The sequence below is a fragment of the Paenibacillus sp. FSL W8-0919 genome (genome assembly GCF_038003785.1).
Lineage (GTDB): Bacteria > Bacillota > Bacilli > Paenibacillales > Paenibacillaceae > Paenibacillus_AQ > Paenibacillus_AQ lactis.
In genome coordinates, this window is sequence record NZ_JBBOPV010000001.1 from 5,741,864 (window position 1) to 5,762,526 (window position 20,663).

Genomic DNA, 20,663 nt, shown 5'->3' on the forward strand with positions numbered 1-20,663 from the left:
CCATTGACTTTATGCCGAAATATTTGCACTCTTCGGCATCATGCTGCGGCGGCTGCGGTTGCGGTTTCTTCGTCCACCCCATACGCTGCCGGCTCCCATCAGGAAGGTCGGGATTCCGGCGGCGACAAGCACCAGCGCCCATTCCTTCAGTCCGAGCGGAACCGTCTTGAAGATCGGCTGGAATACCTCGATGTACATAACCCCCAGCATCAGAAGGATCGAAGAGAGCACTGCCAGTACCAGCGCTTTGTTTTGCAGCGGATTACGGTGGAAAATGGAGCGTGAGCTGCGGCAGTCGAACACGTGGATCAGCTGCGCCATCACAAGCGTGGCAAAGGCGACCGATTGGGCTTTCACCAAATCGTCTGGCGAGCCGGACAGCGTAATCCAGAAGGCTCCAAGCGTACAAAGGCCGATCAAAACGCCGCGGCTGATAATTTTCCAGCCGAGCCGGCGGGCGAAAATGTTCTCCTTGGCCCCTCTCGGCTTGTGCTCCATCAGGTCCTTCTCCGGCTGGTCCACGCCAAGCGCCATCGCTGGAAGCCCGTCGGTCACGAGGTTTACCCATAGAATCTGAATCGGCACGAGCGGAAGCGGCAGGCCAAGCATCATCGCGAAGAACATCGTCAGAATTTCCCCGACATTCGATGCCAGCAAATAGCGAATGAACTTGCGTATGTTCTCATAGATGCTCCGGCCTTCCTCTATGGCCGACACGATGGTCGAGAAGTTGTCGTCGCTGAGCACGAGCGATGAGGCTTCCTTGGTCACATCCGTGCCAGTGATGCCCATCGCGATGCCGATATCCGACGCCTTGATGGCCGGCGCATCATTGACCCCGTCGCCGGTCATCGCTACCACATGGCCCTTGCGCTGCAGCGATTTGACGATTCGGAGCTTATGCTCCGGGGATACGCGGGCGTAGACGAAGGTCTGGTCCACTTTGGCGTCCAGCTCCTTGTCATCCATCCGAGACAGCTCCTGCCCGGTCAAGGACAAGCCGTTCCTCGGCATGATGCCAAGCTGGCCGGCAATCGCTTCGGCGGTGGTCCTGTGGTCGCCGGTAATCATCACGGTCTTGATGCCCGCCCGGCGGCAGGTTGCAATCGCGTCGCGCACCTCGCGTCGAGGCGGATCGATCATCCCTGCCAATCCGACGAAGATCAGCTGGCCCTCCGCCTCCTTGTCCGTTTCCGGCTTGTCGTAAGGCCGGAGATCGCGGTATGCAAGGCCGAGCACCCGGAGCGCTTCGGAAGCCATGCCTTCGTTCGCGGCCAGCACCTTCTGGCGCAGCGTCGGTGTAAGCGGCACGACGTTTCCGTCCCATAAAATATACGTGCAGGCTTCAAGCAGCACATCCGGCGCGCCCTTCGTGCAGAGCAGGCGTCCCCCCTGATGGCTGACGATGACGGACATCAGCTTCCGTTCCGAATCGAACGGAAATTCCTTATCCCGCTGGTACACGGATGCCAAGCTTGCTTTGGTCAAACCCATCTTGGACGACAGGGTCAGCAGGGCGCCTTCGGTCGGGTCCCCTTTCAATTCCCAAGCGGAAGGGGCCGCAGGCTCCTCCTTGCCTTTGCGCTTGTTACGCGTATCTTGCTGTATAGTCTCGACGATTTCGGCGTTGTTGCACAGTCCCCCGATCTGCAGGAGCCGGCGCAGCGCCTGATCGGACCGCAGCTCGACCGGCTTGCCCTTATGGAGGATTTGTCCAGTCGGATCATAGCCTTGTCCGGTCACCTCCAAGATGCGGCCCCCAAGCCAGATCCGGGTGACGGTCATTTTATTCTGGGTCAGCGTGCCCGTCTTGTCGGAGCAGATGACGGAGGCGCAGCCAAGCGTCTCGACCGAAGGCAGCTTCCGCACAATGGCCTTGCGCTTGATCATCCGCTGGACGCCGAGCGCCAGGGCGATCGTTACGATGGCCGGAAGCCCCTCCGGAATGGCTGCAACCGCAAGGCTGACGCCTGCCAGGAACATGCCTGCCGCCGGCTGCCCGTGGAGGATGCCCGCCACGACGACCAGAACCGTGAGCGCGAGCGAAACGCCGATCAATATTTTCCCTAGCTGCTCCAAACGATGCTGCAGCGGCGTTTCCTGGGATTCGGTGCTCTGGATCAGATCGGCGATCTTGCCCATTTCGGTATCCATTCCAGTCCGGATGACAACGCCCTTGGCGGAACCGCGGGTGACCATCGTGCCCATAAAGCCGATATTTTTGCGGTCGCCAAGCGGCACATCCGCCTCGGGGATCGGCTCGGCATGCTTGTTCACCGGCATCGACTCCCCGGTTAATGCCGACTCCTCAACGCTGCAGCTGCTCGTCTCCAGCCAGCGGACGTCGGCCGGAATGCGGTCGCCGCTCTCCACCAGCACCACGTCTCCAGGCACCAGCTCCCTGGCCGCCAGATGCACCACTTTACCGTCCCGCAGCACTTTGGAGGACGGGGCGGACAGCTGCTTCAGAGCCCGCAGCGACCGCTCCGCTTTAAACTCTTGGACAAAACCGAGTATCCCGTTTATCAGTATAATCGCCACGATGGTTACGGCATCCAGATACTCCCCAAGCAATCCGGAGATCAGGGTCGCCCCAAGGAGCACGAGCACCATGAAATCCTTGAATTGGTTCAAAAACAGAACAAGCGGGGAAATTTTCGCCCCCTCGGAGAGCTCGTTATAACCGCTGGTTTTCCGTCTTTCCCCGGCTTCCTCTTCCGTGAGGCCCTGCTCCGGACGCAAATGCAGCACCTGCTGCAATTCATCCACATCCATCTGGTGCCATTGCTTTTGTTCCATGCTTCCTTTCCCTCCCGGTTGTTTTACGCAAGTTCCGGCGGATTGACAGCTTTTCCACCCCTGCTACGTAAATGTATTCGGACAAAACCTGAATTATCACAGAAGGGGCTATTAAGTTTTTACGGGAAATATGGCATCATAGAGAAGTACGATAGGAAGGGTAAGAGACAGAAGGAGAATGTATTCATGGCACTGGACGGAATCGTTACACGTGCGCTCGTGCATGAGCTTCAATCATGCCGGGGCGCGCGGATCAATAAAATATATCAACCGAATGAGAGGGACATCGTCCTGCATATCCGCACGCAGCAAGGCAATGCAAAGCTGCTGCTGTCCGCGAACCCGACGTATCCCCGGGTGCATCTTACCGGCGAAGCGTTCGTCAATCCGGCGGAAGCGCCCATGTTCTGCATGGTGATGCGGAAGCACTGCGAGAGCGGCATCATTGAGGACATAACGCAGGTCGGCATGGAGCGGATTATCGAGATCACGGTCCGGCAGCGCGACGAGCTGGGCGATGTATCCACCAAAAAAATCATCGTTGAGCTGATGGGCAGGCACAGCAACATCATTCTGCTCGATCCGGCCACGGGCACGATCCTGGACGGCATTCACCATGTCACGCCGGCGATCAGCAGCTACAGAGTTGTCATGCCGGGCTTTGCCTACACGAGCCCGCCCGAGCAGTTCAAGCAGAATCCGCTTGAAACGGGACAAGACGCTTTCCGTGAGGCATGCCTGCTCAGCGAGGAGCCGGCAGTTTCATGGCTTGTGGGCACCTTCAGCGGTTTGAGCCCGCTCGCCGCCCAAGAGATCACGCACCGGGCCGGAGCGGAAGATGCCTCCGGCGGAGAGTCCGAGAAAAATTGCGGCAGCCTGTGGAGCGCATTCAACGAGGTGATGGATATGGTGCGCCATCATCGGTACAGCCCCGTATCCGGACTTAATGCAAAGGGAAAGTCGGTGTTCTCGGTCATTCCGCTCACCCACTTGGCGGAAGAGACCAAGACCTATGGCTCGGTGAGCGAGTGCATGGAGGATTATTACGGCGATAAAGCCCAGCGCGACGCCGTGAAGCAGAAGGTAAGCGATCTTCTGCGTTTTCTGCAGAACGAGCGGACCAAGAATATCAAGAAGCTCGATAAACTGCATGAGGATTTGGAGGAAGCCGGCGATGCGGACCGTTACCGGATCTTCGGCGAGCTTCTGTTCGCCTCGCTGCACCAAATTCAGAAGGGGGACCGGGAAGTCCGGCTCGTCAACTATTACGATGAAGAGCAGTCGCTCGTCACCATTCCGCTGGACCCTCTCCTGACGCCATCGGATAATGCCCAGCGCTATTTTAAAAAATATAACAAATATAAAAACAGCCTGGCCGTCATTAACGAGCAGCTGATCAAAACCCGTGAGGAAATCGGCTATCTCGACAATCTCCTTCAGCAGCTGGACCATGCCACCTTGAACGACATTGACGAAATACGGGAAGAATTGATCCAGCAAGGGTACCTCCGGGACCGAAGCCGCAAGACGAAGAAAAAGAAGAAGAACGACAAGCCTACGCTTCATGTCTACACATCATCGGAGGGCATCGAGCTGTACGTCGGGAAGAACAATCTGCAGAACGAGTACCTGACCAACCGCCTTGCATCCCCTAACGATACTTGGCTTCACACGAAGGATATTCCGGGGTCGCACGTCGTGATCCGCAGCAGCGAATTCGGGGAGGCGACGCTGCAGGAAGCGGCGCAGCTGGCGGCCTACCACAGCCAGGCCAAGGAGTCCAGCAGCGTGCCTGTCGACTACACCTTGATCCGGCATGTCCGCAAGCCAAGCGGGGCGAAGCCGGGATATGTGATCTACGACAATCAGAAGACGTTGTTCGTCACGCCGGATGAACAGCTGATCAAGGGACTGCCGAGCACCGTGAAAAACAACCGATAGTGCCGGTCCTTATCTGGGCTGCCTGGAACAAATAAGAACCAAGAACAAATAAAAGCCAAGACAATAAAAAAACGGGTATCCCCCATGAAAACGAAAATCGGGGATACCCGTTTTTATTTATATGTCTGATCCATGTCCGTTCACTGTACGGATCCCTGCGAATTCCGCAGCTGCTCCAGCACCTCGGCCGCTACGCGCCTTGCACCGATGTCTCCGTGAAACACCTCGCCCTGCCTCACGCCATGATAGTCCGAGCCGCCGGTCACGATGAGGCTGTATTGCTGGGCCATGGCCAGGTAGCGGGTTTCATCGTCCGCTCCGTGGTCGGAGTGGTACACCTCGATTCCCCTCGGCCCGGCCTCCCGAATGATCATTTCCACCAGTTCATCGTCCTCATAAATGCCCGGGTGGGCGAGCACGGGCACGCCTCCGGCATCGCGAATCCAATCGCAAGCCACCGACGGATGAATCCGCTCCTGGGGCACATAGGCTGCCGCTCCTTGCGCAAGATAGCGGTCAAACGCCTCGCGCATGCTGCCGGCATGTCCCTTGCGGACTAGCGCATCGGCGATATGAGGTCGGCCGATGCTCTCATCGGGAGCAAGCTCCCGCCCCAATCCTCGAATGACTTCATCCATCGTGATGCTGATCCCGAGCTCCTTAAGCTTCGCTAAAATCTTCTCATTGCGCAGCTCCCTCGTTCGCCGGAGCTCCGCCAGCCGTCCGAGAAAGACTTCGTCATGGATATCCACATAATACCCCAGGATATGAATGTCCTTGCCGCCGGCCATGGTACTGATTTCCACGCCGGGCACAACCTCAATGCCGTGACGTTGTCCGGCAAGGAGAGCTTCTTCGACGCCGGCGACCGTGTCATGATCCGTAATGGCCAGCGCGTTTAAGCCGCGCTCGAATGCGAGCTGTACATTTTCAGAGGGACGATTCATTCCATCCGAAGCCTGTGTGTGCGTATGCAAATCACAGCCTCCCTTTACGTCATCCGGTAATCGTATGGGCATTTCCATTCTCCTTTCGCGTTTGACCATAACCACAAAGCTTGCAGCCGCTCTCAACAAGCCTCTGGTTACTGCCGCTGCTCTTTCAAATAAGTCAGGAAGGTTGTCGCGGACATCGGCAGCAGGGCGGACCGCAGCTGAATCGCATAGAAATTGCGTTTGAACGATGCATCCGCGATATCAATCATCTTGACCAGCCCAAGCGCGGTTTCGTGCTTGACGGTTGAGGTGGAGAGCATAGTGATCCCCAGCCCCTCCTCCACGGCCGATTTGACCGCGCCGGTGCTGCCGAGCTCCATGACGGTCCGAATCGCCCCGGGGTCAATTCCCCGCTCTATCAACACATCCTCCATCACCTTCCGGGTACCGGAGCCTTTCTCTCGAAGCACAAACGGATAAGTCAGCACTTCACTCAGCTCGATTGGATCCGGTCTCTCCGCAATCGGATGCCCCGATGGGACAATCAGCTTCAGCTCGTCCTCCATGACCGGCTCAAGCACCATATCCGGATGCTCCACCGGTGCTTCGATCAGCCCGAAATTCAATTGATGGCCCGCGATCTCCTCGAGAATCTGCGATGTGTTCATCACCTTCAGCATAATCGATATGTCGGGATACGCCCGCCCGAACGGTCCAAGGAGGCGCGGCAGCACATATTCGCCGATGGTCAGGCTTGCGCCGAGCTGGAGCCTTCCGAGCAGCATATTGGAAAAGGCCGCCATCGCCGCATCCGTTTCCCGCGAGAGCTCGAGGATCTTCCGGGCATAGGGCAGCAGAATCCGACCGGCCTCGCTTAGTTCGATGCGCTTCGTGGAGCGGTTCAGCAGCTTCGTGCCGAAATGCTCCTCCAGAGCCTGGATCTGCATCGTGACCGCAGGCTGGCTCATGTGGAGCGCCTGAGCGGCCGCCGAGAAGCTCCCCCGCTCCGCCACCGTATAAAAAATATGTAGCTGATGAAAATTCATAACGATCGTTACCCCTCTCGCTGCCTGGCTCAACACCATTGTAGCCGATTGCCGGCAAACGCACAAAAAAGACATCCGCGCAGATCGCTCGCATGCCAATGTGGATTTCTATCTATTATTTTTTAAAATTATTTTCGTTTACGACTGTTCTTGATCAAGGTCATGCGCCGCGAATGGCGCAGCCACGAATAATATGACTTCAGGTCGCGAAGCTCAATCGTCTCCGACATGCGCCCCAAAAAAGTCACGATAATCATCCGATGCAGCGGGTTGCCGATAAGATCACGCTCATCCTCCAGCTCCGAAAACTCCGCTACCACGACCAAATCGTCGTCAATTAAATAAACGTCCTGTTCATTGCGATAGTACGGCACGATCCGGTTCTGCTTCAGGCATTCCCACATCCAGGCCCCGATTTCCTCATGGGTCGTGTCGTCGCCCTTTACCCGATCCGTATACCGGCTTCTCGCATGATTGGTAACGACGATGTCAGCCACTTTTTTATCATTCAATGTAATATAAAACGGCTCGTATGTGCTCCAACGCTCAGTCCCTTTGTCGCGCATGGAATATCACTCTCCACCAAATGGGTCTTTATATCTATGTATATATACCCAACATATTACATCATTCCACTAGGATTCACAAGATTGAAACCTTGCTTCTTGTGAACATTTACCGAAAATTTAGTAATTCCTCTAGTTGTATCTATATTATCGCCGGAGATTCCGATTTATTCCAATTGATTTCTAGCTTTTGCCGATAATTTTTATAAAAATGAAAACGCGGGTTCACGTCGGATCATCGTCTTCCCCGCCGGACAATAAAAAAAACGGCCCCGGAGGGCCGCTAATCCGCGCTGTTGCAACCAGTGGTTGCCTTATGTCGTTTCTGTCCTCAAACTGCGCCTGCAAGCTTCGTCTCCGGTCTATGGACCGTAGAACTTCGCCTTGTCAGGACCTTTGCTGTTATATTCCGTCTTTATCTCGTTCCGGTAAGAGCGCTCGATCTTACGTACGTAAGATAATCTCCGGATATTCTTCATCGTTTCCTCGGCACGGTCCGCGTTGACGTACATCACAACGTAATGCATCCGGCGTGAAATATAATGCACGCTGCCGTACTTCTCCAGATTCCTCGCTGCCTTGACATCGCTGACCCATATAATAAAACCGGTACGTTCCGCCAACATCCTAAGGTCCTCGCCTCGCTTTCATTCTCTTATCGGCTCGCAGCGCTTTAGCCGCACTGGCAGGCGCCACCGCTGCCGCAGCCCTTCTTCGGAAGAGGATCGTTGCTAGGGACCTTGATGCTGCTCGAAACCGAGAAGGCAATTCGCTCGGACATTGAGTGCAGAAGATCATCCAGATTCTTCTCCGCCTGTTTGAACCGGGCGACCGGCTCAAAGGCTTCCAGCTCCGCCTCCACCTTGCTGACCTCATCCTTCGCCGAATGGTAGTTCGGATGGAAGTGACCGAACCGCTGCGTCTCCTCGAACAGCTCCTTCTTGGCTTCCAGCTTCTTGATCAAGCTCTGGATGGCCGGGTCTCGCTCAACCGCCTGCTTCCAATATAAGTAATCCGCCACTTCGACGGAAGCATTAATCATATCGCCGATCTCGTAGGCATAGGTGAGCACCTCGGCCATATCGATCGTGTTTATTTCCGATACGCTCATGAACTCATCCCGCTTCTCTATTAGATTCGTCCCTTGCTTGTGCATTCGTGGACTCTTCCATCATAGCATAACGTGCGTCTCTTAAGAAGGGGGAATTCATACGCTTTCAGGGATAAGCAAGCGCATTTCTCTCCATTGTCCTTCGCTAAGCTGCACGATCGACTCCGGGCCGTCAGCGCCAGGGGGAAACAGGGCGCCTGTTATTGTCCAGGGGTTTCGCCCCAGCTCGCGCGGAATGAATTCCATTCGTCTGCCGTTGATCGAAATTTCCAGTTTTACGGATAAAGCGAGTGCCTGCTCCATCATTTGCTTGGCCGTCGAGCTGTGGTAAGCCCGCCAATCCTTCGTCCACATGGCAGGAATCCGCGTCAAATCCGGGAGCAGAGAGCGAATATCCGGCAACCGCTCATCCACCTCGTTAGGCTCGTTCTCCGCTTCGCCAGTGCTGCCAGCCCGCTCCGTGATCACAGCCGCTGCGGAATCAAGGGACCAAGGCAGCGGATATCGACTGCTCCCACCATCGGCACCATCGGCAAGGTCCGCGTTACCCAGCTGAAGCCGGTGGCCCGGGCGGTTTTCCGAATCGTCCGCTCCCATGCCCCACTGGACGATCGCGGTCCGGACATGGTCAGGGAATCCGGCCGCCGCCCCTTTCTCGAGCAGTTGGATGATCTGCTCCGGGCCGATGCCTGCCCTTGCGGCCTCCATGACCGAGTCGCGGGTCAGCCGATAAACGGACATGACGTCATCCGATAACCGTTCCGTAAACAGCGCAGCCTGAAATCTAAGCGTATAAGGAACGTCGGGCGGGATCAGGATATCGAAATCGGGCTGAATATACAACCGGCCGCTTCCTGCTTCGCTGTTTGCGAAACCTCCGAATAACGCAGGGAGCGGCGTCATGCGCCATCGAAACACGATCCTTCCGTCATCATTCTCTCCGAGGTCGATGTACCCGCAGCCTGCCAGCAAACGAAGCCATGGGAAGGCTTCCCCGGCGTGTAAACGGCTAATGGTGCCGGCACCATCTTCCTTCTGACTGCCGTCATGGCTGTCCGACAGCAGCAGGCCCGGATCGATCCACCGCCCGCAAGTCAAGGACGGATCGCACAGACGCCAGACGAAATGCTGGTAGGCCGGATTCTCCGGAGTGCAGCGCTCCATAAGAATGAAGAGGATCCTGTTATCCATCGCTTCGCGCGAAAGCTCCAGCCATTCTCCAAGAGCCCGGCGATCAATGATCAGCCCGTGCCGCTGGATGGCGGCAAGCCCGAGAGACTGGATGGCGGCAAGCCCGAGAGACTGGAGCAGGTCAAGAATAAGCGCTATTTGAGGCGGATACGCTTCATGCTGAGTGAACCGGAGCACTGCTGGATCCAAATCGTTTGGAGAAAGGGCTGCGATCTCCTCCAGCCGCCGGATATGCTTTTTGTGCAGCACGCCACGGGAAGTAACGGCCAAAGAGGTTTTCTCCGCATATACCAGCGTATTGAATACATCAAGCGATATGCCGGCTCTTCCTTCCTGCAGCAGCTTGGAAGGTTCTCCCGCGGACGGAACTGCCTGCAAACCGCCAAACGACGATTGAAGGAATCCGAGCTTATGAAACGGAATGCAGTACTCCCACTCGTTCCATCCTTTGCTTGCCGCCTTAATCCATCCCCGCCTCCGTAAGAGCAGCACCCCAAGCTGCACCTCCGCGCCGCTCAAACGCGGAATGATCAGCGTGCGCAAATGGTCGTCGCTAAATGGCCTCCCGGCGAACCTGCGCCAAATGAAGGAAAGCACTGTGCGCTCCAGGGGACGCAGCTGATCCAGGCTGGCCGTTCCTCCCCTTTCATGATCCCCCATCGCCGTCATGGGCTTGACGCCTCCCTTCTGCCCGCCGGTCTCGGTTCTTTGCGACCCGAAGTCTGCTTCGCATGCACAGGGGCGGGGACCGCCCCCTCCATGACGGTCATCGTCCGATACTCGTAGCCCTGCTCAATCAAGAACATACGGCGACGCAGCGCAAAAAACTCCTCACGGCTGTCCTCCGTTACGAGCGTATAGAAATGCGCCTTATTCTCACCTTGCTTGGGCCGCAGCAGTCTCCCCAAACGCTGGGCTTCTTCCTGACGCGAGCCGTAGCTGCCGGAAACCTCGATAGCCACCGACGCATCCGGCAGATCCACCGCAAAATTGGCAACCTTGGAGACGACGAGCAGCCGGGTCTCCCCGCTGCGAAAAGCGGCATACCAGGCATGCCGTTCGTTCTGCGCCATCCGCCCGGTAATGAGCGGCGCCTGCAGCCGATCGGCAATGGCTTTCAGCTGATCCAGGTACTGGCCGATGATGAGGATCTGTGCCCCCGGATGGCGCTCGACAAGCCGGATAAGGGTTGACAGCTTGGACGGATTTTCGGCCGCGAGCCGATACTGCTCTCTCTTTCCTGCAGCCAGGTATTTCTCTTTCAGATGCGAAGTCATCGGCACCTTAACCTCCAGGCAGTCCACCTCGGCGATCCACCCCTGATCCTCGAGCTCCTTCCACGGCATCTCATACCGCTTCGGACCGATCAGCGAAAATACATCATGCTCCCGTCCATCCTCCCGAATCAGCGTCGCGGTCAGACCCAGACGGCGTGTGGCCTGGATATCGGCGGTAGCTCGAAATACCGGGGCGGGCAGCAGATGAACCTCATCGTATATGATCAGCCCCCAGCGGCGCTCATTGAACAGCTTCATATGGAGCTGCTCGTCCCCCTTGCCCGGCCGATGCGTCAATATCTGATACGTGGCGACGGTGACCGGCCGGACTTCTTTCCGATGTCCGGAATATTCGCCGATGTCCTCCGGGGTCAGCGTCGTTTTCCTTAACAGCTCATCGACCCACTGCCTGACCGAGGTTGTATTGGACGTGAGGATCAGCGTCTCGCACTGCAGCTCGCGCATTGCCGCCATGCCGATCACCGTCTTCCCCGCCCCGCAAGGCAGCACGATCACGCCGCTGCCCCCTGAACCCCCGGCATCCCGAATGGATGCGGCCGCCTCACGCTGGTAATCGCGAAGCCGAAAGCCTTGCACCTTCTCCTCCTTCCGGGGATCGGAAGCTTCCGGCAGGCTTTCGTTGCCTGGAGTTGCGGCCAACGGATCGGTTTCTCCCCGCCACCGGATGTCCAAATACTGCCCGTCCTGATACCCCGCATGGTCCAGGACAGGATAGCCGAGACGCGTCAGCTCCTGCTTCAATAAGCCCCGCCGGTCCGCCGGGACCTCCGCCTCCTTGGATGAGCGGAAGTCGAGCCCGATGTCCGCCAGCGTGCGCAGGCTCCGCAGCTCGTTCAGCAGCGACTCGCTGACACTGCGCAGAAGCAGGCGCTGCTCCTTGTCCGGATGCGGCAGCAGCGACAGCTGCCCGTAACGGCTGACAAGCTGTCGAATTTCGGCCAGAACCTGTACCGGAACCTCCCATCTGGCCAGCCCCTGCAGGCTGGAGCAGATCGTTTCGGCGCTCTTTCCGCTGGCGGCGGCATTCCAGAGCGATAAGGGGGTAATGCGATATGTATGAAACGACGAAGGACTTTTGACCAGATCGGCATACTGCGACAGCTGCCGGCGGGCCTGCTCGAATTCGGGGTGTGCGGTCTCAAGCAGAATGGTCCGATCCCTTTGGACGATGCATGGCTTTGGGTTCATCGTCTACTCCTCCTTTTGCATGAATTTGCGGCAAGGGTCTTCCAGCTCCTAAAAAAAGGAAGTCCACATCCAAACAAACATTGGATCTGAACTTCCCCTTATAATCTATAGGATTGCCAAAAAACGTCCATTCATGCGCCTGCCGTCAAAGAAGGCAGATTCTCTAGCCTTCCTCCCGGCAGCTTGATACCATCTCCACGAGCAGCCGAACGCCGTACCGCATCGCCTCTTCATCGAAATCAAACATCGGATGGTGATGCGGGTATACCGCTTCCTTCTGCGGGTTCCCTGCGCCCACGAACATGAAGCAGCCCGGAAGCTCTTGTAGATAGTAAGCAAAATCCTCGGCCGGCATCAGCTTCGGCGACAGCTGCACAAACTCGTCTCCGAACACCTTCGGCGCCGTACGGAAGAATCGGGCCGTCTCCTGCTCATCATTCACCAGGGCCGGATAGCCAATCAGATAACGGACCGACGATTCCGTGCCATAGGTCTCGGATACGGTGCGGGCCATCATTTCGATCCGCTCACGGATCAGCGTCCGCGTAGCCTCGTCGAACGTGCGCACCGTTCCCGTAATCCGGCAGGACGATGCGATCACATTCTGCGCTGTGCCTGCCTGCATCGTACCGATCGTGACGACCGCAGGCTGAAGCGGATCGACCGTTCGGCTCACGATCGTCTGCAGCTGCATGACAAGCGCGGCCCCGGCTACAAGCGCATCAGCCGTTACATGCGGCATCCCGCCGTGACCGCCGCGGCCGGTAATATCGATGAAGAATTCATCGGCTGCGGCCATGAGCGGACCCGGAGCACTCGCTGCGGTGCCGACCGGGAGCGGTGTCCACAGGTGAAGCCCGTAGACCACATCGGCGCCTTCGATGGCGCCGTCCTTGATCATCTCGATCGCCCCGCCGGGGCACACCTCCTCCGCAGGCTGGAACATGAACCGGATTTCGCCCGGAAGCTCCTCCCGGTACGTGCTGTAGTAAGCGGCCGCTCCAAGCAGCATGGAGGTATGGCCGTCATGCCCGCAGGCATGCATTACCCCCGGAACTCTGGATTTATATTCACAGCTCTTGCCGTCCTCGATCGGCAGGGCGTCCATGTCCGCCCGCAGCACGATCGTTTTTCCCCGCTTGTCGCCTCTTAAAATGCCAATGACGCCGTGACCGCCGACATCGGTCTTTACCTCGAGGCCGAGCTCCCGCAGCCGGTCCGCAACAAATCTCGAGGTTTCCTTCTCATGAAACGATACTTCCGGATTCATATGTAAATGACGTCGCCACTCTACCATTCGCGGAAACCACTGTTCCCAAAATGCTTCCTTCATCAAGCTTCATCATCCTCCCCGAACTATGAACGATCATTCGATCGAAAAATAACCGTTAAGGCTCCCCAGAAGCAGGCCATGTCCGACCATGGCGTCAACGCCGCCTTGCTGAACCTTTCGGAACACGTCCCGAAGCGGAACCCATGCGGCGGCCACATCGTCATCGTCCGGACGGCGGTCCAAAGCGCCTGCCGGCTTCAACACATCCGTAAAATAATAATGCACCTTCCGGTTCGCAAGCGAAGCCATCGGGTAAGCGCTGCCCATATAGCTAAGATCCTTGCATCGTATGCCCGCTTCCTCCTCCAGTTCGCGCCGGGCGGCCGCAGCAGCCTCTTCCCCGGGACGGACGGTCCCTCCGGGAAGCTCCCAGGTTATCTCGTCCACCGCTTCCCGATACTGGCGAACCAGCAGCAGGCAGCCTTCATGCATCGCTACCACCGAGGCTGACTCCGGCATCTGGTCGAATACAACGATTTCGTGCTGATCGTTCACCTCGACTGCATAATATTCCGTCTTGTACACGGTCCGGTTCATTTGGCCCTCCGCCTTTCGCTGTATGATATAAACCATATGAATATATAACCGCGCGGATGGAAAGCGTACATTTCAAAACCGATTTGCTCCTCGTTTTATTCTAACAGAAAAGAGGAATGCCTGTCGTCACCAAAATATCTTCTGGATACATGGTCTCAAATTGAGGCCGGACGGGCGCTACAGGCTTGCAGAAGTTCCTGAAACATACTATCATATTAAAGAACTTTGCTAGGAATATTAAGGGGGTTTATGACCACATGATTTTTGAAAATACAGGCTTAGACGGTTTACACAGCGATTTGGCTTACCTCGACGAATGTGCGGAAAAGGTAGGGTTCATTCGCTGGCAGTGGGAATACTACCGCGCTACATACGATTTGAAAATCGAAGATAAAAAGAACCAGGCAGAATACTTCCTGCGCATCAACACCCGCGCCGTGGAAGGCAAGCTGGAGAAGCCTGACACCATTCTTAAGATTGAAGCGGTCTACATGGGCAAGGCTACCTTCCCTCATGGTCTGGAGTATGAGAGCATGGCTCCTCAGCCGGTTATGAATGTGGCCACCAAGAAGATTCAGGAGCTGAAAGCTCTGCTGGAAGCGTAGTGGTTACGCCATGAATACGACCAAACCTCAGCCGAAGAGAGGCACTCCTGATTTCCAGCTGCTCATCATGACCTTGCTGCTGGTGGGATTCGGACTGATTATGGTGTTCAGTTCCAGCTCCAGCTTGACCGTCTTCAATGAGAAATTCAACAACGATCCGCTTTACTTCACGAAGCGTCAGGCCGCCTTTGCCGTTCTGGGTACCTTTGTCATGTTCGTGGCAATGAACATCAACTACAAGAAATACAAGAAGCTGTTTCTTCCTGTATTTTTTCTAACACTGATCCTGCTTATCTTGGTCGTAATGCTCGGTAAGACGACCAACGGCGCCGTCAGCTGGTTCCAGCTCGGATCCCTGGGCATTCAGCCTACCGAGCTTGCCAAGATCGCTACGATCGTGTATCTGTCCGCCTTGATCACGAAGAAAGGGGAACGCATCCGTCAATGGAAGGGCGGATTCTTCCCCGTCCTGATCATCGTGGGCATCGTCGCAGGACTCATCATGCTGCAGCCGGATCTCGGCTCCTGCTTCATTCTGGTCGCGACCTGCGGGCTGCTCATCTATGCGGGCGGTGCCAACCTCAAGCATATTCTCGGCTGTATTTCGCTCGTCGCGCTCGGTTTGGTGCTTACGCTCGGCGTCGGCTCGCTCTTTAACTCGGACGATACTCCCGAGCAAGCCTCCAAGAACTATAAGGTCGGACGGATCGAGGCGTTTCTGGATCCCTTCAAGGATGAATCGAGTACGGGCTACAACCTGGTTCAATCCCTGATTGCCATCGGCCAAGGCGGTGTCACCGGAGCAGGTTTCGGCGAGAGCGTGCAGAAGCTGCATTACTTGCCGAACCCCTACAACGACTTTATTTTCTCCGTCATCGGCGAGGAATTCGGCTTTATCGGCACGGCATTATTTTTACTGTTCTACTTGTATTTCATTATCCGAGGCATTATCGTCTCGCTCCGATGCTCCGATCCTTTCGGGACGCTGACGGGCGTGGGCATCATGGGCCTCATCGCCATTCAGGCCTTTATCAATATCGGCGGCGTGACCAACACGATTCCGATTACCGGCGTGACCCTTCCGTTTATCAGCTACGGCGGCTCATCCCTGCTCGTCATGATGCTCAGCATGGGGATTGTCCTCAGCATCTCAAGGGACAGCAACCGGCCGGCGAAGCAGGAACAGGTCAAATCCGTCATTAAAAAAGACTACCGGACAGCCCGGTAGTCTTTTTTATGTACAATCCATTGTGTTCATTGCTGCAGGGAGAGCCGCTTCCCCTCCCAAGCGTATCGACTTATTTCGCGCGCTGCGGAAGATCGTCGATTTCGTCATCCTTGAACGCCACGCCTTCGACCTTGACGTTGACCTCAACGACACGAAGGCCGGTCATGCTCTCGACCGCTTCGCGGACATTCTGCTGAAGCATGCGGCACACTTCATGTATAGGCGTCTCATAGAGCACAATGATGCGCAAATCGATTGCGGCCTCGAGCTGCCCTACCTCTACCGTAACACCCTTCTGCACATTTTTACCGCTAAGCCGCTTGGCCCAGCCCTCCGACAATCCGCCGGACATCGCTGCAATTCCTGGTGTCTCCAAGGCTGCCAGTCCGGCAATTTTCGATACGACATCATCCGATATCCGAATTAAACCGTTATCCAGTTGAAGTTGTTCCGTCATGCCAAATCCTCCTTCACCTCATTATCCGTTATTGTAAATCCTAACAGGCCCAAAAAGCAAATGCCCGCATCACAAACACCGGATAATTTTTCAAACAAAATGGGTATATTGTAAAAAGAACCCCGAGAATCGTCGTTTCGGCTCGTACGATCGCTTCTTCGAATGACAATACAAAAGGCAGGTGTACATTATGAAAAAATGGTTGAGCCCGGCGCTTCTCATCGTGACCTTTCTGCTCAGCGCAATCGGTCATTATGCAGGGTGGAATTTTACCCTCCAGTTCATCCTTTCTTCCATTTCGGTCATCTTTGTCGCCGGCTTTCTGGGCAAAGCGACCGAAAGCGTCGCCCATTATGCCGGCCAGCGCCTTGGCGGCTTCCTGAACGCCACCTTCGGCAATGCCGCCGAGCTGATCATCGCGATCTTGCTGATTCGTGAAGGCCTGTACGACATGGTTAAGGCGAGCATCACCGGCTCGATCATCGGCAATTTGCTGCTTGTACTCGGTCTGAGCCTGTTTGCGGGAGGGCTCAAGTTTAAAATCCAGAAATTCAACATGACGCTGGCAGGGCTGAACGGCTCCCTTATGACGCTGGCCATCATCGCACTATTCGTTCCCGCTGTCTTCTTGAATACCCATTCGATTACGGAAGACGAAACGAAGCTGCTCAGCCTGATCGTCGCAGGAATTCTGATCGTCTCCTACATAGCATGGCTCGGCTTCTCCATGATCACGCATAAGGAGTACTTGGCGGATGTCAGCGAAGATAAGAGCGATCAGGATGCGCTTGCACATGAACAAGAACCGACCTGGTCGAAAGGACGCTCCGTTCTGTATCTCATCATTGCAACGGTTATGGTCGCCTTCGTCAGTGAATGGCTTGTCGGCGTGCTGGAGCCGATCAGCCACGAATACGGTCTCAGCGAGCTGTTTATCGGTGCATTTCTGGTAGCCATCATCGGTAACGCGGCTGAGCACAGCGCAGCGATCATGCTGGCACTGAAGAACAAGATCAGCGCCGCCGTGGAAATTGCGGTCGGCAGCAGCCTGCAAATCGCCCTGTTTGTCGCCCCTGTCCTTGTGTTCGTCAGCTTCTTTATGGGCGACACCATGGATCTCGTATTCACGACGCTCGAGCTTGTGGCCATCGGCGTTGCCGTATTCATAGCCAGATCCATCACCCAGGACGGCGCCTCCAACTGGTACGAGGGCTTGCTGCTATTAGCTGTCTATATCATCCTTGGCGTGTCCTTCTTCCTAGTATAGCCTTTGGGACGCGTCATTTGATTGGCCGCAGGATTCTCCGCCGTTAACTAACGTCCCATAACATACCAAGAGGCTGTCCGGGTCAATAGACCATTCGGACAGCCTCTTCTATGTATGCGCCTGTACAAGTACAGGCTATTCGGATTGATTCATGGCTTCGTACAGGAGCGCCAGATTGCGTTCGAGCTTGCTGATCAGCTGCTTCCCTGTACTTTCCGGAAGAAGTCCGGCCCGTACCGCAAAATCGACCTCTTTCGAAAAACCGTACATTTGGGTATCCAGCACTTCCTCATAGAGAGGGCAATAACGGGTCGCCAGATTCTCCATCTGTACTTCAATAAGCTTTAGGATTTTATCTGCATCTTCATGTAGAAGACTGATCGCTTTAAGATTCAGCTGTTCCTGTAGATCAGATGAAGTCATGATCTTCCCCCCTATGTCCAAAATCACAGCACAGTTACTATCTTTAATATTAGTCGAAATCGCGGAGCAATACAAGGACCTGAAAAAAATAGACCCCCTGCTAACGAAAAAACACCCTTCCATTCGGTGGAAGGGTGTTCTTCGGCTGTTATTCAGCCACGACGGAGACATTCAAGCCATGCTTGTTAAATACGTCGATCATTGCTTGTTTAGCTTCGTCAGCATCAGGTCCGTGTACATGCAGCTCGTAGCTTTGGTTGCTCACCAGCGTGGTGAACAGGCCCAAAATACTCTTCACATCGATGTACTTGTTCTCCGCCTGCAAGACGATGGAGGACGAGAACTTACTGGCCGTTTGCGAAATTTCTACGATCGCTGTGTTGTTATTGGACATACGAATCCCTCCGTAACTTTTAGGATCTGAAAAAATATCTCACATTGCACCTTCATGATACATTGAATCCGTTTTCTTATGCAACCTATTTTCCAATCTATTTAAGATTTTCCGGATTTAGCGCCTCCAGCTCCGGAATGACGAACAATCCGTCTTTGCGGATCAGCCGATCGTCGAAATAGATTTCACCGCCGCCGTACTCCGGACGCTGAATCAGCACAAGGTCCCAGTGAATGGAGGAACGGTTGCCGTTGTCTGTTACATCATATGCCTGCCCCGGCGTAAAATGCAGGCTGCCGGCGATTTTCTCGTCGAACAGAATATCCTTCATCGGCGTTAAAATATACGGATTGAAGCCGATGGCGAATTCTCCGATGTATCTCGCCCCTTCATCCGAATCCAGAATCTCGTTCAGGCGCTTCGTGTCGCTGCCCGTCGCCTCTACGATTTTACCGTTTTCGAAACGGAATTTGATGTTTTCAAAGGTGACGCCGTTATACAACGTCGGAGTATTGTATGCGATCGTCCCGTTTACCGAATCCCGTACGGGCGCGGTATATACTTCTCCGTCCGGAATGTTCTTCTGGCCGGAGCACTTTTCGGCACCGATATTTTTGATGGAGAAGGTAAGATCCGTGCCCGGACCAACGATGCGGACCTTATCGGTCTTTCTCATCAGCTCTGCAAGCGGGTCCTGGGCGCGGTCCATTTTGGAATAATCCAGGTTGCAGACGTCGAAATAGAAGTCCTCAAACGCCTCGGTGCTGGTGTTGGCTAGCTGCGCCATGCTGGCGTTCGGATATCGGAGCACCACCCACTTCGTGTGCTTGACGCGCTCTTCGCTATGTACCGGATGTGAATATAGTGCGTTATAGAGCTTCATATTCTCTTCAGGCACATCGGCCAAATCGTTCACGTTCTCGCCTGCCCGAATCCCGATGTAGCAGTCCATCTTCTTCATACGGGCGACATCGAACTCCGCCCACAGCTCAAGCTGCTCCTTGCTTGCATGTTTCAGCATGGCGCGCTGAACGGTACGGTCGGTCAATTGCACGAACGGACGTCCACCATGCTTGGATACTTCTTCGATGATTGCATTCAGCAAATCCCGTTCCGAGCCGATCATTTCGATCAGCACATTTTCACCCGGCTGCATGTCGACCGAGTAGGTCACGAGATTATGAGCCAGCTTCTGAATTCTGGGGTCACGCATATGTCTAGTCCTCCTTATGTTGAGACCGCTGCCAAAAATTGAACAGCGGTAAATTTATACCTCATTGTAGCACGCACTGCCGCCCTCCGTCAGCTAAAGGATGCAGAATTGCTGCTCTCCCCGCTTATCAATAGCCAATAAATGTAACGTCGGATAAGAGCGCCTCGGTTCTCGCCTTGCCGGACCGGTCCACATAGGACACCGACCTCTCCATCGTCATGCGGATCGGCAGCTGTGACCGCTTATCGATCGTCAGATGACAGATAGAGGCAGCCTCCGCTTGATCAAGCATTCGCGTCAATTCCTCATGGTCCCGCTCCCATACGGCTTTCAGCCGGGCCCGGACTTTGGGGTCCTCACTGTACAGCGGGTCACCCTTCCGCTGCATTCGCTCGAGAAGCAGTTTCATCTGTCCTTGAAGCGATCGCTTCGTCATATTGGCCGCGGCCTCCGGCGACAGCTCAATCCGGAGCACCTTCGTCCCCCTGGCCGCGCCCAGCTCCGCGGATATTTTCTTATCCGATTCTCCAATATATTCAAGCTGCTCCAGCGGATTGAGCCGGGTCATCCACAACTCCTCCGCCTGCCCGGAGGTAAGCGCATTCCATTTGCCCTCCTTGCGCTTCAGTGAGACGGTCATTCCATCCGTCGAATAAACCGAATCGCCTGTCGCCTGCTGTAGACTCCCTTTCGAAGTCTTATCCTGTATCGTACGCCCCGATGTTCTCGAGGACAACGTTAAATTCGTATGGTTCTGCAGCTTGCCTTCGAAAGCAAGTGTCTGCTGGAACAAGCCGCTCTCCTCCGTCCGGATCGCAGCCTCCCCTTTAAAAGCGAAATTATCAACCCCGGATAACCCAGCCAATGCCCGTTTGAAAGAATCCTCCGGACTTAGACTATCCTGCCATGCGCAGGCAGGCAGGCTTAACAGCAACAGGGCGGTACAGAGCATGCCCCGCACGACCCGCAGTTTTTTCCACATGATCATCAGCCTTTCATTTGTCATGCTCTTAGGCTATCTTGCAGGGCACGACATTATGCAGCCGTGAATCAAAAGCGCAGCCTTGCATCTTATTAACAGACCGGTATACCCATTAGCGGCCGGGTTGTTATAGCTTTCGGGAAACGTTG

The 20,663-nt window shown here is 55.4% G+C and carries 19 protein-coding genes; 4 read left to right on the plus strand and 15 right to left on the minus strand.

The window, feature by feature from the left end; translation table 11 throughout:
• Positions 1-9: 9 nt before the first annotated feature.
• Positions 10-2,799, minus strand: coding sequence for a calcium-translocating P-type ATPase, SERCA-type (locus NST44_RS26095; protein ID WP_007129643.1), 2,790 nt, complete (start codon positions 2,797-2,799; stop codon positions 10-12).
• A 186-nt stretch (positions 2,800-2,985) separates the two neighbouring features.
• On the opposite strand from NST44_RS26095, the gene NST44_RS26100 reads away from it, so the two are divergent.
• The gene (locus NST44_RS26100; protein ID WP_007129642.1) at positions 2,986-4,740 is read left to right on the plus strand and encodes an Rqc2 family fibronectin-binding protein; all 1,755 of its coding nucleotides are present in this window, start codon (positions 2,986-2,988) and stop codon (positions 4,738-4,740) included.
• A 140-nt stretch (positions 4,741-4,880) separates the two neighbouring features.
• Here the strand turns inward: NST44_RS26100 and NST44_RS26105 are convergent, their stop codons facing one another.
• The 9 genes from NST44_RS26105 to NST44_RS26145 form a co-directional block, all read right to left on the minus strand.
• Positions 4,881-5,759 carry a PHP domain-containing protein gene (locus NST44_RS26105; RefSeq protein ID WP_007129641.1) on the minus strand — a complete coding sequence of 293 codons (879 nt, stop codon included), beginning with the start codon at positions 5,757-5,759 and terminating at the stop codon, positions 4,881-4,883.
• A gap of 65 nt (positions 5,760-5,824) precedes the next feature.
• Positions 5,825-6,721, minus strand: coding sequence for a selenium metabolism-associated LysR family transcriptional regulator (locus NST44_RS26110; protein WP_040738469.1), 897 nt, complete (start codon positions 6,719-6,721; stop codon positions 5,825-5,827).
• Positions 6,722-6,849: 128 nt separating this feature from the next.
• Positions 6,850-7,287 (minus strand): hypothetical protein, encoded by a 438-nt coding sequence (locus NST44_RS26115; protein WP_007129639.1) that lies wholly within the window; start codon positions 7,285-7,287, stop codon positions 6,850-6,852.
• Between the two features lie 362 nt (positions 7,288-7,649).
• Positions 7,650-7,913: a YlbG family protein gene (locus NST44_RS26120; RefSeq protein WP_007129638.1), complete on the minus strand. Its 264-nt coding sequence runs from the start codon at positions 7,911-7,913 to the stop codon at positions 7,650-7,652.
• Positions 7,914-7,960: 47 nt separating this feature from the next.
• Positions 7,961-8,398, minus strand: a complete 438-nt coding sequence (locus NST44_RS26125; protein ID WP_028405222.1) for a YlbF family regulator — start codon at positions 8,396-8,398, stop codon at positions 7,961-7,963.
• A gap of 96 nt (positions 8,399-8,494) precedes the next feature.
• Positions 8,495-10,258 (minus strand): helicase-associated domain-containing protein, encoded by a 1,764-nt coding sequence (locus NST44_RS26130; RefSeq protein ID WP_007129636.1) that lies wholly within the window; start codon positions 10,256-10,258, stop codon positions 8,495-8,497.
• Entirely contained in the window at positions 10,255-12,075 is a 1,821-nt protein-coding gene (locus NST44_RS26135; protein WP_210095527.1) for a DNA repair helicase XPB, read from the minus strand. Before NST44_RS26135 ends, NST44_RS26130 begins: the two co-directional genes overlap by 4 nt.
• Before the next feature lie 163 nt (positions 12,076-12,238).
• On the minus strand, positions 12,239-13,408 hold the full coding sequence (locus NST44_RS26140) for a M20 family metallopeptidase (protein ID WP_144878108.1): 1,170 nt from the start codon (positions 13,406-13,408) through the stop codon (positions 12,239-12,241).
• Positions 13,409-13,441: 33 nt separating this feature from the next.
• On the minus strand, positions 13,442-13,945 hold the full coding sequence (locus NST44_RS26145) for an NUDIX domain-containing protein (RefSeq protein ID WP_210095528.1): 504 nt from the start codon (positions 13,943-13,945) through the stop codon (positions 13,442-13,444).
• 257 nt (positions 13,946-14,202) lie between these two features.
• Between NST44_RS26145 and NST44_RS26150 the strand changes: the two genes are divergently transcribed.
• Entirely contained in the window at positions 14,203-14,550 is a 348-nt protein-coding gene (locus tag NST44_RS26150; RefSeq protein ID WP_007129632.1) for a YugN family protein, read from the plus strand.
• Positions 14,551-14,560: 10 nt separating this feature from the next.
• The gene (gene ftsW / locus NST44_RS26155; RefSeq protein WP_028405217.1) at positions 14,561-15,778 is read left to right on the plus strand and encodes a putative lipid II flippase FtsW; all 1,218 of its coding nucleotides are present in this window, start codon (positions 14,561-14,563) and stop codon (positions 15,776-15,778) included.
• A gap of 70 nt (positions 15,779-15,848) precedes the next feature.
• On the opposite strand, the gene NST44_RS26160 is transcribed toward ftsW, so the two are convergent.
• Positions 15,849-16,235 (minus strand): Asp23/Gls24 family envelope stress response protein, encoded by a 387-nt coding sequence (locus NST44_RS26160; RefSeq protein ID WP_007129630.1) that lies wholly within the window; start codon positions 16,233-16,235, stop codon positions 15,849-15,851.
• 187 nt (positions 16,236-16,422) lie between these two features.
• Between NST44_RS26160 and cax the strand changes: the two genes are divergently transcribed.
• Entirely contained in the window at positions 16,423-17,502 is a 1,080-nt protein-coding gene (gene cax / locus NST44_RS26165; protein ID WP_312889674.1) for a calcium/proton exchanger, read from the plus strand.
• 135 nt (positions 17,503-17,637) lie between these two features.
• Here cax and NST44_RS26170 read toward each other — a convergent pair whose 3' ends face one another.
• The 4 genes from NST44_RS26170 to NST44_RS26185 form a co-directional block, all read right to left on the minus strand.
• The gene (locus tag NST44_RS26170; RefSeq protein WP_007129628.1) at positions 17,638-17,925 is read right to left on the minus strand and encodes a YlaN family protein; all 288 of its coding nucleotides are present in this window, start codon (positions 17,923-17,925) and stop codon (positions 17,638-17,640) included.
• 148 nt (positions 17,926-18,073) lie between these two features.
• Entirely contained in the window at positions 18,074-18,319 is a 246-nt protein-coding gene (locus NST44_RS26175) for an HPr family phosphocarrier protein (protein WP_007129627.1), read from the minus strand.
• A 97-nt stretch (positions 18,320-18,416) separates the two neighbouring features.
• Positions 18,417-19,532, minus strand: coding sequence for an aminopeptidase (locus NST44_RS26180; RefSeq protein WP_007129626.1), 1,116 nt, complete (start codon positions 19,530-19,532; stop codon positions 18,417-18,419).
• A 127-nt stretch (positions 19,533-19,659) separates the two neighbouring features.
• Positions 19,660-20,514 (minus strand): hypothetical protein, encoded by an 855-nt coding sequence (locus NST44_RS26185; protein ID WP_251536958.1) that lies wholly within the window; start codon positions 20,512-20,514, stop codon positions 19,660-19,662.
• Between the last annotated feature and the right edge of the window lie 149 nt (positions 20,515-20,663).

Excerpts from the sequence above, each read along its gene's own strand:
- NST44_RS26095 (WP_007129643.1), bottom strand. The coding sequence starts at position 2,799 with ATGGAACAAAAGCAATGGCACCAGATGGATGTGGATGAATTGCAGCAG.
- NST44_RS26100 (WP_007129642.1), top strand. The coding sequence starts at position 2,986 with ATGGCACTGGACGGAATCGTTACACGTGCGCTCGTGCATGAGCTTCAA.
- NST44_RS26105 (WP_007129641.1), bottom strand. The coding sequence starts at position 5,759 with ATGCCCATACGATTACCGGATGACGTAAAGGGAGGCTGTGATTTGCAT.
- NST44_RS26110 (WP_040738469.1), bottom strand. The coding sequence starts at position 6,721 with ATGAATTTTCATCAGCTACATATTTTTTATACGGTGGCGGAGCGGGGG.
- NST44_RS26115 (WP_007129639.1), bottom strand. The coding sequence starts at position 7,287 with ATGCGCGACAAAGGGACTGAGCGTTGGAGCACATACGAGCCGTTTTAT.
- NST44_RS26120 (WP_007129638.1), bottom strand. The coding sequence starts at position 7,913 with ATGTTGGCGGAACGTACCGGTTTTATTATATGGGTCAGCGATGTCAAG.
- NST44_RS26125 (WP_028405222.1), bottom strand. The coding sequence starts at position 8,398 with ATGAGCGTATCGGAAATAAACACGATCGATATGGCCGAGGTGCTCACC.
- NST44_RS26130 (WP_007129636.1), bottom strand. The coding sequence starts at position 10,258 with ATGACGGCGATGGGGGATCATGAAAGGGGAGGAACGGCCAGCCTGGAT.
- NST44_RS26135 (WP_210095527.1), bottom strand. The coding sequence starts at position 12,075 with ATGAACCCAAAGCCATGCATCGTCCAAAGGGATCGGACCATTCTGCTT.
- NST44_RS26140 (WP_144878108.1), bottom strand. The coding sequence starts at position 13,408 with ATGAAGGAAGCATTTTGGGAACAGTGGTTTCCGCGAATGGTAGAGTGG.
- NST44_RS26145 (WP_210095528.1), bottom strand. The coding sequence starts at position 13,945 with ATGAACCGGACCGTGTACAAGACGGAATATTATGCAGTCGAGGTGAAC.
- NST44_RS26150 (WP_007129632.1), top strand. The coding sequence starts at position 14,203 with ATGATTTTTGAAAATACAGGCTTAGACGGTTTACACAGCGATTTGGCT.
- ftsW (WP_028405217.1), top strand. The coding sequence starts at position 14,561 with ATGAATACGACCAAACCTCAGCCGAAGAGAGGCACTCCTGATTTCCAG.
- NST44_RS26160 (WP_007129630.1), bottom strand. The coding sequence starts at position 16,235 with ATGACGGAACAACTTCAACTGGATAACGGTTTAATTCGGATATCGGAT.
- NST44_RS26170 (WP_007129628.1), bottom strand. The coding sequence starts at position 17,925 with ATGACTTCATCTGATCTACAGGAACAGCTGAATCTTAAAGCGATCAGT.
- NST44_RS26175 (WP_007129627.1), bottom strand. The coding sequence starts at position 18,319 with ATGTCCAATAACAACACAGCGATCGTAGAAATTTCGCAAACGGCCAGT.
- NST44_RS26180 (WP_007129626.1), bottom strand. The coding sequence starts at position 19,532 with ATGCGTGACCCCAGAATTCAGAAGCTGGCTCATAATCTCGTGACCTAC.
- NST44_RS26185 (WP_251536958.1), bottom strand. The coding sequence starts at position 20,514 with ATGTGGAAAAAACTGCGGGTCGTGCGGGGCATGCTCTGTACCGCCCTG.